Origin of the sequence: uncultured Sphingopyxis sp. (assembly GCF_900078365.1) — a bacterium.
In the GTDB taxonomy this organism is placed as follows: domain Bacteria; phylum Pseudomonadota; class Alphaproteobacteria; order Sphingomonadales; family Sphingomonadaceae; genus Sphingopyxis.
Map to the genome: position 1 here is coordinate 930,006 of NZ_LT598653.1, position 14,320 is coordinate 944,325.

13 protein-coding genes are annotated in these 14,320 nt (G+C 67.8%); 9 read left to right on the forward strand and 4 right to left on the reverse strand.

Going from position 1 to position 14,320, the window contains the following annotated elements:
* Positions 1-64: 64 nt before the first annotated feature.
* The 4 genes from QZL87_RS04115 to QZL87_RS04130 all read right to left on the reverse strand — a co-directional run bounded on the left by QZL87_RS04115 (position 65) and on the right by QZL87_RS04130 (position 2,913).
* Positions 65-862, reverse strand: coding sequence for a hydrolase 1, exosortase A system-associated (locus QZL87_RS04115; RefSeq protein WP_295324049.1), 798 nt, complete (start codon positions 860-862; stop codon positions 65-67).
* Positions 847-1,521, reverse strand: coding sequence for a hypothetical protein (locus QZL87_RS04120; RefSeq protein WP_295324052.1), 675 nt, complete (start codon positions 1,519-1,521; stop codon positions 847-849). Before QZL87_RS04120 ends, QZL87_RS04115 begins: the two co-directional genes overlap by 16 nt.
* 139 nt (positions 1,522-1,660) lie before the next feature.
* Positions 1,661-1,927 carry a phosphopantetheine-binding protein gene (locus QZL87_RS04125; protein ID WP_295324054.1) on the reverse strand — a complete coding sequence of 89 codons (267 nt, stop codon included), beginning with the start codon at positions 1,925-1,927 and terminating at the stop codon, positions 1,661-1,663.
* Entirely contained in the window at positions 1,924-2,913 is a 990-nt protein-coding gene (locus QZL87_RS04130) for a GNAT family N-acetyltransferase (RefSeq protein WP_295324056.1), read from the reverse strand. Before QZL87_RS04130 ends, QZL87_RS04125 begins: the two co-directional genes overlap by 4 nt.
* Before the next feature lie 35 nt (positions 2,914-2,948).
* Between QZL87_RS04130 and QZL87_RS04135 the strand changes: the two genes are divergently transcribed.
* The 9 genes from QZL87_RS04135 to QZL87_RS04175 all read left to right on the forward strand — a co-directional run bounded on the left by QZL87_RS04135 (position 2,949) and on the right by QZL87_RS04175 (position 14,311).
* Complete coding sequence (locus tag QZL87_RS04135) at positions 2,949-4,481, forward strand: acyl-CoA ligase (AMP-forming), exosortase A system-associated (protein ID WP_295324059.1); 1,533 nt, start codon at positions 2,949-2,951, stop codon at positions 4,479-4,481.
* Entirely contained in the window at positions 4,478-5,707 is a 1,230-nt protein-coding gene (locus tag QZL87_RS04140; RefSeq protein WP_295324062.1) for a pyridoxal-dependent decarboxylase, exosortase A system-associated, read from the forward strand. The genes QZL87_RS04135 and QZL87_RS04140 overlap by 4 nt, the downstream gene beginning before the upstream one ends.
* Before the next feature lie 172 nt (positions 5,708-5,879).
* The gene (locus QZL87_RS04145) at positions 5,880-6,533 is read left to right on the forward strand and encodes an XrtA/PEP-CTERM system exopolysaccharide export protein (protein ID WP_295324065.1); all 654 of its coding nucleotides are present in this window, start codon (positions 5,880-5,882) and stop codon (positions 6,531-6,533) included.
* Positions 6,534-6,578: 45 nt separating this feature from the next.
* Positions 6,579-8,105 (forward strand): XrtA system polysaccharide chain length determinant, encoded by a 1,527-nt coding sequence (locus QZL87_RS04150; RefSeq protein WP_295324067.1) that lies wholly within the window; start codon positions 6,579-6,581, stop codon positions 8,103-8,105.
* 14 nt (positions 8,106-8,119) lie between these two features.
* Positions 8,120-9,133: a P-loop NTPase gene (locus QZL87_RS04155; protein WP_295324070.1), complete on the forward strand. Its 1,014-nt coding sequence runs from the start codon at positions 8,120-8,122 to the stop codon at positions 9,131-9,133.
* A 137-nt stretch (positions 9,134-9,270) separates the two neighbouring features.
* Positions 9,271-10,950, forward strand: a complete 1,680-nt coding sequence (locus tag QZL87_RS04160) for a hypothetical protein (protein ID WP_295324072.1) — start codon at positions 9,271-9,273, stop codon at positions 10,948-10,950.
* A gap of 23 nt (positions 10,951-10,973) precedes the next feature.
* Entirely contained in the window at positions 10,974-12,218 is a 1,245-nt protein-coding gene (locus QZL87_RS04165; protein ID WP_295324073.1) for an XrtA/PEP-CTERM system-associated ATPase, read from the forward strand.
* A 168-nt stretch (positions 12,219-12,386) separates the two neighbouring features.
* A complete protein-coding gene (locus QZL87_RS04170; RefSeq protein WP_295324075.1) occupies positions 12,387-13,247 on the forward strand; it encodes an XrtA system polysaccharide deacetylase in 861 nt (286 codons plus the stop codon).
* Between the two features lie 17 nt (positions 13,248-13,264).
* Positions 13,265-14,311, forward strand: coding sequence for a FemAB family XrtA/PEP-CTERM system-associated protein (locus QZL87_RS04175; protein ID WP_295326747.1), 1,047 nt, complete (start codon positions 13,265-13,267; stop codon positions 14,309-14,311).
* Positions 14,312-14,320 lie beyond the last annotated feature (9 nt).

Genomic DNA, 14,320 nt, shown 5'->3' on the forward strand with positions numbered 1-14,320 from the left:
ATCGGTTTACGCGGGCGCGGCCGAGCAAGGCTGCCAGCGGCCCCCGCCTTCGCGGGGGCGACGGCTATGAAAGAACGGCCAATATCCGCTCAACCAGCCAGTCGGCATCGTCGCCCGCAAAGCTGTGCGAGGCGCTGGCGAGGCGTTCGACCGGGACGCGGTCCAGCGCCGCCGGGCAATGGCCAGCAAAAGCCTGGGCGGTGCGGTCGCCGGTCGCGAGCAGGATCGTCGCCGGACAGGAAAGTCCGGCGAGCGTGCTTTCGAGGCGAGAGGCGAGGCTGTCCGGTGCCGCCGGCTGGGGCGCCTGATTTAGCGCCGACAGGCCGCGGACCAATTTGCGGAAATCGATCTCGCCCCTCACCAGGCGGAGCAGGCTCTTCGGGTCCTTGAGCCGTGACAGATAGCGCGCGCGAATGGCGGAGGCGGGCGGCAGGGCTGGTTCGCCCCCTTCGTCCTCATCCTGCCCTTCATAGGTCCATGGATTGGCGAGGATCAGCGCGTCCAGCGCGAGCGGCTGGTGCAGCAGCAGGGCGCTCGCCGCGTCGCAATTGCCGAAGGCGACGACGCGCGCGACATGGGGTGCTGCTTGGCGGAAAGCTGCGATTGCCGCGGCAATGTCGGGACCGCTCTCTTCAAAGCCGTGGTTTTCTCCCTCGCTGTCGCCGATGCCGCGCCGGTCGAAGCGGAAGACCGAATGCCCCGCTGCCGCCACGCGCTGCGCCAGCATCGCCATGCCGCGATGCGCGCCGCTGCGGATTTCATTGCCTCCGGACACGATCAGCAGCCCGGTGCCGCCGGGTGCGTCGTCGAACGATGCGGCGAGTGCGGCGCCTTCGCAATCGAAGCTCAGCTGATGCCGCATGTCTTGCTCCAGGTGGCGATGTCGGCAGCGATCGCCGCCGCCATCGGGGCGTCCTCGCCGGGCTCGGCGCGCAGCCACAGCGGCGTGCCCGCGATGCCGCCGGCGCCCAGCGCGACGCTGCGCAGCGGTTCGACCGGCTGCGCCTCCGCCTGTCCCAGTTGCGCGACCATCGCCGGTGACAGCGCGTTGCCCGCGAGCAGCAGGGCTTGGGACACCGCCATGGCCTGCAGGCTGTCGAGCGATGAGGCCACGCCGGCCTCGCGATCCGCCGCCACGCGCGCGCGTAGAAGCGTGCGGAGCAGCGACGCACCGCCCACGGGGGCGAGCCGCCACCATGCCGAGGCCTTTGCGCGATGGTCGATCAACGCACCGCCGCGCACCGACGCGACCACCACCGGTCCCTCGATGCCCGCGACGACCTCGGTCAGCGCATCCTGCCACCGTTCGAGGTCGACCTCGGCAAGCGGCACGAGGCTTTCATTCTGCCCCGGCAGGTCGGGGATCAGCGCCGCAAAGCCGTCCGCCGCGAGCGCCCGCATCGCAAGCACCAGCGTTCGGCGCGTGCGGTTCGCTTCCTCGAACAGCGGCGGGACGATGACGATAGTGGCGCGGGGAGCGCCCGCGGGGTCGATGCGCAGGTGATGTTCGGAAAGGGACATCGCCTTATTCAGCGGCCCGAACCAGCTCCCGTTTGTCCTGAGCTTGTCGAAGGACCGTCCTTCCTTCTTTCGACGCCGGAAAGAAAAGAACGGCCCTTCGACAAGCTCAGGGCGAACGGAAGAGAGGAAGGGATGTGGTTCAACCCGCAACCTTGCGCAGCGAGAAGGCGAGGAGATTGCCGTAGGTTTCAAAGATCTCGCCATCGACCTCATCATCGTCGATGAGGATGCCGAGCCGGTCCTCCATCTCGGTGAGCACCGTCGCGACCGCCATCGAATCGAATTCGGGCAGTTCGCCGAACAGGCCGCTGTCGCCGGTCAGCGCGGCGGCGCGTTCCTCACCCAGCCCGAGCACATCGGCGAGCAGGGCGCGAAGGGTGGCATCGACGGAGCTGCTATCGGTCACGTTTCTTTCCTCAGCATGGAACGGGCAAAAGCCTTCAACGCCGGTCCCCATGCCGCGACACGCGACGGATTGAAAGCCTCGATGCGCCACAGCGGCTCGTGCCGGTTCATCCAGTCGCGCTTATAGGCGTCGTTGCCGGTGCCGAAATCAATCCGTTTCACGCCGTCGACCTCGATGACATGACGGAACAGCGCCGCCGAGAGCAAGGTGCCGGGAGAGGCTTTCAGGCTGTCCTCGACATGCGCGAGCTTGTGGATGAAGGCGGTGCCGTCCTCGACCGTCCAGAACTGCGCCGCGACCGGTTGGTGCTCGATACCGGCGAGTCCCATGCGGAAGGTGCCGCGCGCACTTTCGCTCTCGGCAAAAGCGCGGAGCAGCGCGGCGTCGCCCTCTTCGGGTTTCCAGCTTGCGGCATAGATGGTTTCATAAGCGGCCCAAGCTTCGGCATCGAAGGCGGAGAACAGCGCAAGATCGACGATCCCCTTTTTAGCCTTGCGCTTGACCGTATTTTTGAGTGCGCCGGGACGGCTTTCCCACCACCCGTCATGATCCATATTGGAGAGATCGAGCCAGTGGCGATCGCCAGCGGACGCTGCTTGCACCCACCAACCGGCGGCGTGCAAAGCTGCGACGATGCTGGCGCGATCAGCGTCGGGAACGGGGTAGAGCGACAGCCGCGCAGTCCGTTCGCGCAAGCGTCCGAAAAGGTCGGCGAGCGCGGTGGACCGGTCGCCGCTGCCACTGAAAAGCGGGCGGATCGAGAAGCTGTACCAGTTGGTCAGGCCAGCGAGATGCCCGGCTTTCTCGCGGCGCAGCGGCAGCCAGGCGGTGACGCCTTCGCTTTCTCCGCGCGCATCGACGCGGCCTTCGCCGGCGAACCCATATGCTTCGAGCAGGTCGAACCATGTTGCGTGGTCGAAGGGCGAGGCAAAGCCTGCGGCTTTCGCCGCATCATCATTAGCCTGATCTTCACCGTTCCCTTGCATCGTGCGGCCCTCTATCACCTCACTCCTAACAGCCGATGACCAAAGCCGAAAACCCGCCTTCGTTTCCGATCGACCATCTCGCCCTGCGCGGCGCGGCGGATGCGGCTGCGCTGCTGATCGGCGATCGGGTCACGAGCTTTGCCGATCTCGACGCCGGAGTCGGGCGGCTCGCCGCGTGGCTGCTTGAACAGGCGGGCGGCCCCGGCGAGCGCGTCGCGAGCTGGAGCGCGAAGACGAGGGCGGCCTGCCTGATGCCGCTCGCCGCGGCGCGCGCGGGGCTGATCCATGTGCCGGTCAACCCGCTGCTCAAAGGGCCGCAGGTCGCGCATATCCTTACCGACAGCGGGGCTAAGCTGCTCGTCGCCAATGGCTCGCGCGCCGACATGCTGGGTGATGGACGCCCCGAAGACTGCATGCTCCAAGACCTGAAGATCGCCGAAGAGGTGATCGATTCCGGCGGGCAGGGGCTGCCGCCGTCGATCGCCGAGCCCGACGACCTTGCCGCGATCCTCTACACCAGCGGTTCGACCGGGCGGCCGAAGGGGGTGATGCTGAGCCATGCGAACCTGTGGCTCGGCGCCGAAAGCGTCGCCTCCTATCTCAAGCTATCTCCCGCCGACCGCGTGCTCGGCGTGCTGCCGCTCAGTTTCGACTATGGGCAGAATCAGTTGCTTTCGAGCTGGTATGCGGGCGCGACGGTCGCGCCGCTCGACTATCTGACCGCGCGCGATGTCGTGAAGGCGGTGGCGCGGCATGGGATAACGACGCTCGCCGGGGTGCCGCCGCTCTGGGTGCAACTCGTCGAGGCTGAATGGCCCGCCGAAGCCGCGGGCCTCCTCCGGCGGCTCACCAACAGCGGCGGCGCGCTGACCCCGTCGCTGATCGACGCGATGCGCCGGACTTTTCCGCAGGCCGACATTTACCCGATGTACGGCCTCACCGAGGCGTTCCGCTCGACCTTCCTCGACCCCGCGCTCGTCGCCGATCATCCGACGTCGATGGGCCGCGCGATCCCGCATGCTGAAATCCTCGTCTGCCGCCCCGACGGCAGCGTCACCGCCGACGACGAGCCGGGCGAGCTCGTCCATACAGGCCCGCTTGTCGCCCAAGGCTATTGGCGCGACGAAGAACGAACGGCGCAGCGGTTCAAGCCCGCGCCCGCCGCCTCGCGCTATGGCGGCACCGCGGTGTGGTCGGGCGACACCGTCCGCCGCGACGCCGAAGGTCTCCTTTATTTCGTTGGCCGCGACGATGCGATGATCAAGACCGCGGGCAACCGCGTCAGCCCGACCGAGGTCGAGGACGCCGCGGTCGCGTCGGGGCTGATCTACGAAGCCGTCGCGTTCGGCGTGCCCGATGCGCGGCTGGGCGCCGCGATCGTCCTGATCGTGCGCGGCAAGGAGGGGGCGGCCGACGAAGAGGGGCTCGCGGCCTGGCTTCGCCAGAACTTGCCCAATTTCATGCAACCCCAGGTCGTCGCATGGCGCGACGAACTGCCGCGCAACCCCAACGGCAAGCTCGACCGCGTTGCGATCGCCGCGGGCTGGACGCAAGGAGAGCCAGCATGAAGCCGCACGGACCGATCCCGCCCGGTTACGTCGCCGATCCCGACGGCATGCTGCTGATCGGGGGCGACCGCGCCGAAATGCTCGTCGATGCGGCGGGCGACACGCCGCTTTTCGTCTACGACAGCGCGATGCTGACCGCGCGCGTCGCCGAATGGCGCGCCGCGATGCCCGCCGAAGTGCAACTTCACTATGCGATGAAGGCGAACCCCTATGCGCCGCTGCTCGCCTTCATGGCGGAGCTCGTCGATGGCTTCGACGTCGCGTCGGGCGGCGAACTCAAGGCGGCGCTGGCGAGCGGCATGGCGGCGGCGGACATCAGCTTCGCCGGTCCCGGCAAGCGCGATCGCGAGCTCGATGCGGCGATCGCCGCCGGCGCGGCGCTCAATCTCGAATCGGCGGGTGAGGCCGAGCGCGCGCTGTCGATTGCGGATCATCTGGGCGTCGCGCCAAGGCTCGCGGTACGCGTCAATCCCGATTTCGACCTAAAGGGTTCGGGGATGAAGATGGGGGGCGGCGCCAAGCCCTTCGGCGTCGATGCCGCCGAGGTTCCGGCGCTCGTCCGCCGCCTGATCGATGCCGGCGCCGACTGGCGCGGCTTTCATATCTTCGCGGGATCGCAGGCACTTGATGCCGCCGCGATCGCCGAGACGCAGGCGCAGACCGTCGCGCTCGCCGCGCGGCTGGCGAATGAGATCGGCAGGGCGCCACCGCTCGTCAATCTGGGCGGCGGCATGGGCGTGCCCTATTTCCCCGGCGATACGGCGGTCGATGCGGCGGCGGTCGGGCAGGCGCTCGGCGAAACGCTGGGCACGCGCGACGCGGTGCTGGCGGACAGCCGCTTCGCGATGGAGCTGGGGCGCTGGCTCGTCGCCGAGGCGGGGGTCTATCTGACGCGCATCGTCGATCGCAAGGTCAGTCACGGCGAGACCTTCCTCGTCACCGATGGCGGCCTTCACCACCAACTCGCCGCGAGCGGCAATTTCGGCACGGTGATCCGCCGCAACTATCCCATCGCCCTCGCCAATGCCTTCGGCCGCGAACCCGCCGAGACGGTGTCGGTCGTGGGCTGCCTCTGCACCCCGCTCGACCGGCTCGGCGATCAGGTCGCGCTCCCGCGCGCCGAGGTCGGCGACCTGATCGCGATCTTCCAGGCCGGCGCCTATGGGGCGAGCGCGAGCCCGGCGGCGTTTCTGGGGCAGGGGCCGGCGCGCGAAATGCTCGTCTGACGCGGCGACATCTGTTCCCTTTCGGGACAGTTTTGCCGCGATGCGGTCCAAACTTATCTCAATACTAACATTATGTTCACCCTTTTCGAGCAATGGCGGACACTGACGCAAAGGCTGTCGCCGCGAAGGTCCGGACCGCGGCTCCCCCTGACGGCTCGAAAGGTTGATGATTATGACTTCGTTCCCCTCGCTCCGCATCGCGCGCGCCGCGCTCGTCTCGGGCATCGCCGCGACCGCGCTGACGGCGTGCATGGGCGCCGGCAACGCGCCGCAGCTGCCCAGCGCGAATTTCGTCGCGAACCAGGAGGGGCCGGGCGAGGAATATATCATCGGCCCGCTCGACGAGCTTCAGATCTTCGTGTGGCGCAACCCCGAACTCGGCGGCAAGGTGCAGGTGCGCCCCGATGGCCGCATCACCACGCCGCTCATCACCGACATGCCCGCGGTGGGGAAAACCCCCACGATGCTGCAACAGGACATCAAGCTCCAGCTCAGCCAATATATCACTGACCCGATCGTCAGCGTGATCGTCACCAGCTTCAACAGCACCTTCTCGCAGCAGGTGCGGATCGTCGGCGCGACCGAGAAGCCCGCCTCGATCCCGTTCCGCGCCAACATGACCGTGCTCGACGCGATGATTGCAGTCGGCGGCTTGGGCGAATATGCCGCTGGAAACAAAGCGCGACTCGTCCGTTTCGACAAGGGCAGTGGGAAGCAGCAGGAGTTCGCCCTGCGGCTTAATGACCTGATCAAGCGCGGCGATATCAAGGCGAACGTGCGGCTCCAGCCGGGCGATGTGATCATCATCCCCGAAAGCATGTTCTGATCGCGACCGGCCGCCCACCCATCTCCCAAGGATAGACTTCGAGCGATGAACAGCCTTTACGACGAATTCCGGGTGGCATTGCACAGCGTCTGGACGCGCCGCTGGCTCGTGCTGGCGGTCGCCTGGGGCATCTGCATCCTCGGCTGGCTCGCCATCGCGTCGATCCCGAACCGCTATGACAGCCGCGCGCGCCTGCTCGTCGACATCAACCAGATCCTGCCCGACGAGGCGCAGGGCGGCCGGGGACCGCGGATCGACCAGATTCGCGAGACGCTGACCAGCGCGCGCAACATGGAAAAGGTCGCGGCGACGACGGGGCTGCTCCCCGCCGGGGCGAACGACCGCGAAAAGGCCGGCACGGTCGCGATGCTGCAAAAGAGTATCAAGGTCGTTCCGCAACAGGATAATATCTTCGAAATCACCTCGAGCATTGCGGTCGGCAGCCTCTCCGACGCCGACAATGCCAAGCTCGCGTCGGGCGTGCTCGACAGCCTGATCACCGTCGTTCGCGACGATCAGCTGCGCGGCGGCCGGATGAATGCGCGCGAGAGCCTGAAATTCCTCGATTCGCAGATCGCCGACCGCGAAAAGGCGCTGCGCGAGGTCGAGGCGCGCCGCGCCGCGTTCGAGGCGCAGAATATCGGGCTGATTCCCGGCGGGACCGGCTCGCCCGCGCAGCGTGTCGACGCGGCGCGTGCCGAGCTCGGCCAGATCGATTCGCAGCTCGTCGCCGCGCAGGCGCAGCTTGCGGCGGCGAACGGCCAGCTCGCCTCGACCCCCCAGTCGATCCCCGGCGGGGGCGGCGTCGGCGGAGGCGTGGCGCGCCAGCAGCTCGCGGGCGCGCAGAACGAGCTGTCGTCGATGCGCGCGCGCGGCCTGACCGACGCGCATCCCGACATGATCGCGATCAAGAGCCAGATCGCTTCGCTCAAGGCCATGGCCGACCGCGAAGGCGCGGGCGGCGGCGGCGGAATCCAGAATCCCGCCTATGCCTCGCTCGCCGCGATGCGCGCCGAACGCCAGGCGACGGTGAGCGCGCTGTCGGCGCGCAAGAGCCAGTTGATGGGCGACATTGCGAAGATCACGGCGCAGCAGATCCAGAACCCCGGCATCGCCGCCGAATATGACCGGATCAACGGCGAATATACCGCGTTCAAGGCGCAATATGACAAGCTGCTCGGGCAGCGCGAGCAGGTGCGCCTGCGCGGCGACGTGCAGACCGAAACCGACGCGGTCAAGATCGAGTTGCTCGATCCGCCGTCGAAACCGACGAGCCCCGCGGCGCCCAACCGGCCGCTGTTCCTGACGCTCGTGCTGCTCGCGGGCATCGGCGGCGGCATCGGTGCTGCCTTCGGGCTCGGTCAGGTGCGGACCAGCTATGCGACCGCGGCGAAGCTCGAACGCGCGAGCGGGATGCCCGTGATCGGCTCGATCACCGAAGTGGTGACCCCCGAACGGCATATCGACCGGCGCAAGAAGCTGGTCTGGCTGGCTAGCGGCGGTGGTGCGCTCGTCGGCCTCTATGCCTTGCTGCTCGTCGCCGAATTCATCCAGCGCGGCATGGTTGCGTGACGGGGGACGATGACATGAACGATCAACGCAAAGTCAAGCGCCCGCCCTCGCTCCTCGAACGCGCAGCCGACATGTTCGGGCTCGATCCGGCCGCCAATGCGCCGACGATCGACGTGTCGAACCTGCCGCCCGAGCCGGAGAAAAAGGCGAAAAAGGCCGAGCCGGCCAAGCCGGCTGCCGAGGCGCCGCAACCCGAAATCCTCGAGGCGGCGCCCGCCGTCGAACCCGCCCCGTCGCCGAAGCCGTCGCCGCGCAAGGATGTCGCGAAGGCGGCGCCCGCGATCGTCCCGGCGCGGCAGGGGACGATCGACCGCGATCGGCTCGCCTCGTGCGGCATGATCGTGCCGGGTACGCCGGTCACCGGCATCGCCGAAGAATATCGCATCGTGAAGCGCGAACTCATCCGCAATTTCGGCGGCGCGGGCAACCGCCCGATCCTGCCGCGCGGCCACCGCGTGCTGATCGCCTCGGCGAACCCGGGCGAGGGCAAGACCTTCTCGGCGGTCAATCTGGCGCTCAGCCTCGCGGTCGAGGCCGATCACGACGTGCTGCTGATCGACGCCGACATCGCGAAGCCGAGCGTGATCGAGGCGCTGGGGCTGGAAGACGGTCCGGGCCTGATGGACGCGCTCGCCGACCCGCATTTGGCCGTAGGCGATTGCCTGATCCAGACCGACATCGCGGGATTGAAAGTGATGCCCGCCGGCACCCAGCATATGCACGACACCGAGCTGCTCGCCTCGGCACGCACCGAGACCTTGCTGGCGCAGCTCGAAGCCGGCGCGCCGGGCCGCATCCTGATCCTCGATTCGCCGCCGGTGCTCGCCGCCTCGCCCGCCGCCGTGCTTGCGGGTCATGTCGGCCAGACGATCATGGTCGTGCGCGCCGACGAAACGCTCGAATCCGCGCTGCGCGACGCGATCGGGCTGATGGGCGCGTGCCCGCATATCCAGCTGCTCCTCAACGGCGTGAAATTCTCGCCCGGCGGCCGCCGCTTCGGCACCTATTACGGACAGGGAGGCGCGTGATGAGTGCGCTTCGCCGCCCCCTTCGACCTGGATTTCGTCATCCCGGCGAAGGCCGGGATCTCGCCGGTGCGTCAAACCGCGAGGGCGAGATTCCGGCCTTCGCCGGGATGACGGAGCGAGGTTGGTCCTGTCGGCCGGTGGCTATACTGGCGGGGCTTCTGCTCGCCGGGACAGCGACGGGCGCGCACGCGCAATTTTCGGGCGATCCGGGCTCCGGAGGCGATACGCCACCCAGCGCGCCCGCGGCGGAATCGGGCCGCACGGCGGAGCGCGGCGAACGCCAGCGCACCCAGCGCCAGGTCGATGTCAGCCCCTATCTCGAGGTCGGGCAGGTGCTGACCGCCGACCTCAAAAATGGCGGCGACGTGCTCACCTACACGACCGTCGCGGCCGGCATCGACGCCGCGATCGTGACGCGCCGTGTCGAACTCGCCGCAACCCTGCGGTACGAGCATCAATTCGGCTGGGGCGATCAGGGCGATACTGACGTTGTCAGCGGCCTCGCGCGCGGGCGGCTGGAAGTCGCGCGCGGACTCAACCTCGAAGGCGGGGCGCTCGCGACGCGCACGCGCGCCGACGGGCAGGGCGCCGACAGCGGCCTGTTCATCGGCGACGCCAGCAATGTCGCCAACCTCTATTCGGTCTACGCCGGGCCGACGCTCGCGCGGCGGATCGGCGGGCTCGACTTCGGCGCCGGCTATCGCTTCGGCTATACCAAGGTCGATGTCGATCAACCCGCGATCCTGTCGCCCGGCACGCAGCCGCAGGATATTTTCGACAGCTCGACCAACCATGTCGCCTGGGCCAGCCTTGGCGCGCGTCCGGGCGACCTGCCGTTCGGCTGGCAGGTGTCGGGCGGCTACGAGCGCGAGGATGCGAGCCAGCTCGACCAGCGGTACGAGGGCAAATACGCCCGCGCCGACGTCACCGTGCCGATCGGGCCGACGGTGGCGCTGCTCGGCGGCGTCGGTTACGAGGATATCGAGATCGGCCAGCGCGATCCGGTGCTGGACGCCGACGGCGTGCCCGTGCGTGACGCGAACGGTCGCTTCGTCACCGACAAATCGACCCCGCGCCGCCTGTCGTTCGACACCGACGGGCTGATCTGGGACGCCGGGGTGATGTGGCGGCCGAGCCGCCGCACATCCCTTACAGCTAGGGTCGGGCGCCGCTATGGCGATACCATCTATACCGGCAGCTTCGCCTATCGCGCCGACCATGCGACGACGATCCAGGTCGGCGTCTACGACGGGCTGTCCAGCCTCGGCCGCGGGCTGTCGGGCGGGCTTGCCGCGCTGCCGACGCAGTTCGATCCGACGCGCAACCCGATCGGCGGCAACATCAATCCGTGCGTATTCGGCCAGCAGGGCGGCGGCTGCCTGAACAACCAGCTCGGCAGTGCGACCTCGGCGCAATATCGCAGCCGTGGCGTCCAGGCGACGCTGTCGTCGCGCTTCTCCGGCTGGGCCTATGGCGTCGGTATCGGTTACGACCAGCGCAAGTTGCTCGCGCCGCAACTGTCGCCGATCGGCGGGCTCAACGGGATCAAGGACGAGAGCTATTATCTCTTCGTCTCGGCGGGCCGCCAGCTCGACGTCGATTCGGACCTCAGCCTGTCGGGCTATGTCAATTATTTCGACAACGGCGCCCCCGGGGCGAGCGACGTCCAGTCGGCCGGATTGTCGGCTGCCTATTCGCGGCGCTTCTGGCGCGGCCTCACCGGGACCGCGGCGGCCAGCCTCAACGCCTTCGATCAGGAAGGCTTCAACAGCCAGCTTATCGGCTCAGCTTTGGTGGGACTGCGTTACAATTTCTGACCAGTCAGACGGGAATATAAGCGATGTACGATCAATATTATGGTTTCACCGGACGTCCGTTCCAGCTGACGCCTGACCCGCATTTCTATTTCGAAAGCGGCACGCACCGCAAGGCGATGTCCTACCTCGGCTATGGTCTGGCGCAGGGCGAGGGCTTCATCGTCATCACCGGCGATGTCGGCGCGGGCAAGACGACGCTTGTCGGGCACCTCATGAATACGATCGATCCCAGCCGCCTGACCGCGGTCAAGCTGGTGTCGACGCAGGTCGAGGGCGACGACCTGCTCCGCCTTGTCGCCGAACAGTTCGGCATCGAATGGGAAGGCGAGAGCAAGGCCGAGCTGCTGCGGTCGATGGAACAATATCTTCGCGAACAGGCGCGCGCGGGCAAGCGCACGCTGCTGATCGTCGACGAAGGGCAGAATCTCGCGATCTCGGCGCTCGAAGAGCTCAGGATGCTGTCGAACTTCCAGCTGGGCGGCCATTCGCTGCTGCAAATCTTCCTGCTCGGCCAGCCCGAGTTCCGCCAGACGCTCTTCCACTCGCCGACGCTCGAGCAACTGCGCCAGCGCGTGATCGCGACGCACCACCTCGACCCGATGGAGCCCGAGGAGGTCGAACCCTATATCCTCCACCGTCTCGGCAAGGTCGGCTGGACGGGCAACCCCAGCTTCAGCCCCGACGCGTTCGAGGAAATCTTCGATTACAGCGAAGGCGTGCCGCGCAAATTGAACGTCCTCGTCAGCCGGCTTCTGCTCTATGGCGCGGTCGAACAGATGAACCGCATCACCGCGCAGAATGTGCGCTCGGTCGTCGCCGAGATCGAGGCCGATCGCGGCATCGACGCCTCGACGCTCGCGCCGCTGCCGGTCGAGGAGGTCGTCGCGGCCGCCGCGACCGCGGTGGCGCCGACGCCCGCGGCTTTCGCCGCTCCGGCCGCCGTGAACGAGACGCCGCTCGAATGGCCGCAGCGCGCTGTCGAACCCGTCGCAGAAGGATCGGCCCCATTCGCCGCACCCGCCGAACCGGCGCAGGTCATCACCCTGACCCCGCCCGCCGCCGAAGAGGATGCGCCTGAAGCGCCCGCCGCGCCGGCGATCGATCCCGAGCATCTTGCGGCGCTCGAAGCGCAGGTCGCATCGCTCGAGGAACGCCTTGTCGAGCAGGACGCCGCGCTCCGCCGCGTGCTCGACCTGCTGATCGAATGGGTCGAGCGCGATCCCGAAAATGCGCCCAACCCGGCGACGTCGCGGACTTGGGCGGCGTGATAGCCTGAGGAGGGCGGAATTTACGTTGTGTATCCCCGCGAAGGCGGGGATCCATCATCCGGCGGCGCGAGATGGCGCCAGTCGGTGATGGGCCCCCGCCTTCGCGGGGGAACATATCTTTTACTCGCGGCGGATCCCGCCTTAAAGGATCGGCGGAGGTGAAGAAAAATGCAGAACGGCCTGTCGGTCGATGTCGAGGACTGGTTCCAGGTCGGCGCCTTTGAGCGCACGATCGACCGCGCCGACTGGCCGGCGCTCGAATGCCGGGTCGAGGCGAATTGCGACGCGGTGCTGCAGATTTTCGCCGATGCGGGCGCGACCGGGACTTTCTTCACGCTCGGCTGGGTCGCCGAACGCTATCCCGCGCTGATCAAGCGCATTGTCGCGGCGGGGCACGAGCTTGCCAGCCACGGCTATGATCACAAGCGCGTGTTCAACATGACCGCCGACGAATTTGCCGCCGACCTCAAAAAGACGCAGGCGATCCTTGAGAATCTTGGCGGCGTCACGGTGCGCGGCTATCGCGCGCCGAGCTTCTCGGTCGATACGCGTACGCCTTGGGCGCATCAGTTGCTCGCCGAACAAGGCTATGCCTATTCGTCGAGCGTCGCTCCCGTCGTTCATGATCATTATGGCTGGCCGCAAAGTCCGCGCCACGCGTGGCGGCCGGTGCCGGGCAGCGATCTTGTCGAATGGCCGGTCACGACCGCGCGCGTCGCGGGGCGCACCTTGGCGGCGGGCGGCGGCGGCTTCATGCGTATGCTGCCCTATGGCTTCACGCGCTGGGCGATCGCGCGGATGAATGCGGAAGGGCATCCGGCGATCCTCTATTTCCATCCGTGGGAGATCGACCCCGGCCAGCCGCGCGTCGCCGATGCGCCGATCAAATCGAAAATCCGCCATTACAGCGGCTTGTCGGCCATGGCTGGCAAACTCAAGAAACTGCTCGCCGACTTCGATTGGACGCGCGCCGATGCCCTGCTTCCCGCGCAGCAGCAGCGCGCGCAGCCGTGGCGCGCCGCGGCGTGAATGCGCCGGTGCTTGCCGTGAAGGACCGATTTTCGGGCGCGCCGCTTTCCGACGCGAGCGAATGGGATGCCTATGTCGCCGGCCATCCGGATGCGACGCCGTTCCACAGCCGCGCTTGGTGCGAAGCAATCACCAAGGCGACCGGGCATCGCTGCCACCTCGTCACCGCGCGCGATGCCAGCGGCGCGCTTACCGGCATCCTGCCTCTCCACCATATCCGCTCGCCCTTGTTCGGGCAGGCGCTCGTCGGCAGCGGTTTCGCGGTCGGTGGCGGCATTCTCGCCGGCGATCCGGCGGTCGCTGCGACGCTTGCCGACGGCGCGGCGGCAATGGCCCGGTCGCTCGGCGTGCCCTCGGTCGAACTGCGCGGCGGTCCGCTGCCCGAAGGCGAGGGATGGGCCCGCGAAGAGGGCGTCTACGCCGGCTTCGCGCGCGACCTCGCGGCCGACGATGACGCCGAACTCCTCGCCATCCCCCGCAAGCAGCGCGCCGAGGTGCGCAAGGTGCTGGAAAGCGGGCTGACCGTCACGACGGGCCGCGATGCGGCCGAGCGCCGCGACCATTATCGCATCTACGCCACCAGCGTCCGCAATCTGGGCACGCCGGTTTTCCCGAAGGCGCTGTTCGACGCCGTGCTCGACGCTTTCGCGGGCGATGCCGACATATTGACGGTGCGCGACGGAGGGCGCCCCGTTGCGAGCGTGTTCAGTCTTTTTTGGCGCGGCACGGTGATGCCCTATTGGGGCGGCGGCACCGCCGACGCGCGGCGGCTGCGCGCCAATGAACTCATGTATTTCGCGCTGATGCGCCACGCGCGCGAACGGGGCTGCACGCGCTTCGATTTCGGCCGCTCGAAGCTCGGCACCGGCCCCTTCGCCTACAAGAAGAATTGGGGCTTCGAACCGCGGCCGCTCGTCTACGCGCGCTGGCTCGCGCCCGGGGAAACGCCGCGCGACACGAACCCGAACAGCGCCCGATACCGGATGCAGGTCGATCTCTGGAAAAAGCTGCCGCTATGGGCGGCGAACCGGATCGGACCGCTGATCGCGCGTGGGTTGGGCTAGGGGCTCGGT

Coding starts and splice junctions, on each gene's coding strand:
- QZL87_RS04115 (WP_295324049.1), bottom strand. CDS start 862: ATGCGGCATCAGCTGAGCTTCGATTGCGAAGGCGCCGCACTCGCCGCA.
- QZL87_RS04120 (WP_295324052.1), bottom strand. CDS start 1,521: ATGTCCCTTTCCGAACATCACCTGCGCATCGACCCCGCGGGCGCTCCC.
- QZL87_RS04130 (WP_295324056.1), bottom strand. CDS start 2,913: ATGCAAGGGAACGGTGAAGATCAGGCTAATGATGATGCGGCGAAAGCC.
- QZL87_RS04135 (WP_295324059.1), top strand. CDS start 2,949: ATGACCAAAGCCGAAAACCCGCCTTCGTTTCCGATCGACCATCTCGCC.
- QZL87_RS04140 (WP_295324062.1), top strand. CDS start 4,478: ATGAAGCCGCACGGACCGATCCCGCCCGGTTACGTCGCCGATCCCGAC.
- QZL87_RS04145 (WP_295324065.1), top strand. CDS start 5,880: ATGACTTCGTTCCCCTCGCTCCGCATCGCGCGCGCCGCGCTCGTCTCG.
- QZL87_RS04150 (WP_295324067.1), top strand. CDS start 6,579: ATGAACAGCCTTTACGACGAATTCCGGGTGGCATTGCACAGCGTCTGG.
- QZL87_RS04155 (WP_295324070.1), top strand. CDS start 8,120: ATGAACGATCAACGCAAAGTCAAGCGCCCGCCCTCGCTCCTCGAACGC.
- QZL87_RS04165 (WP_295324073.1), top strand. CDS start 10,974: ATGTACGATCAATATTATGGTTTCACCGGACGTCCGTTCCAGCTGACG.
- QZL87_RS04170 (WP_295324075.1), top strand. CDS start 12,387: ATGCAGAACGGCCTGTCGGTCGATGTCGAGGACTGGTTCCAGGTCGGC.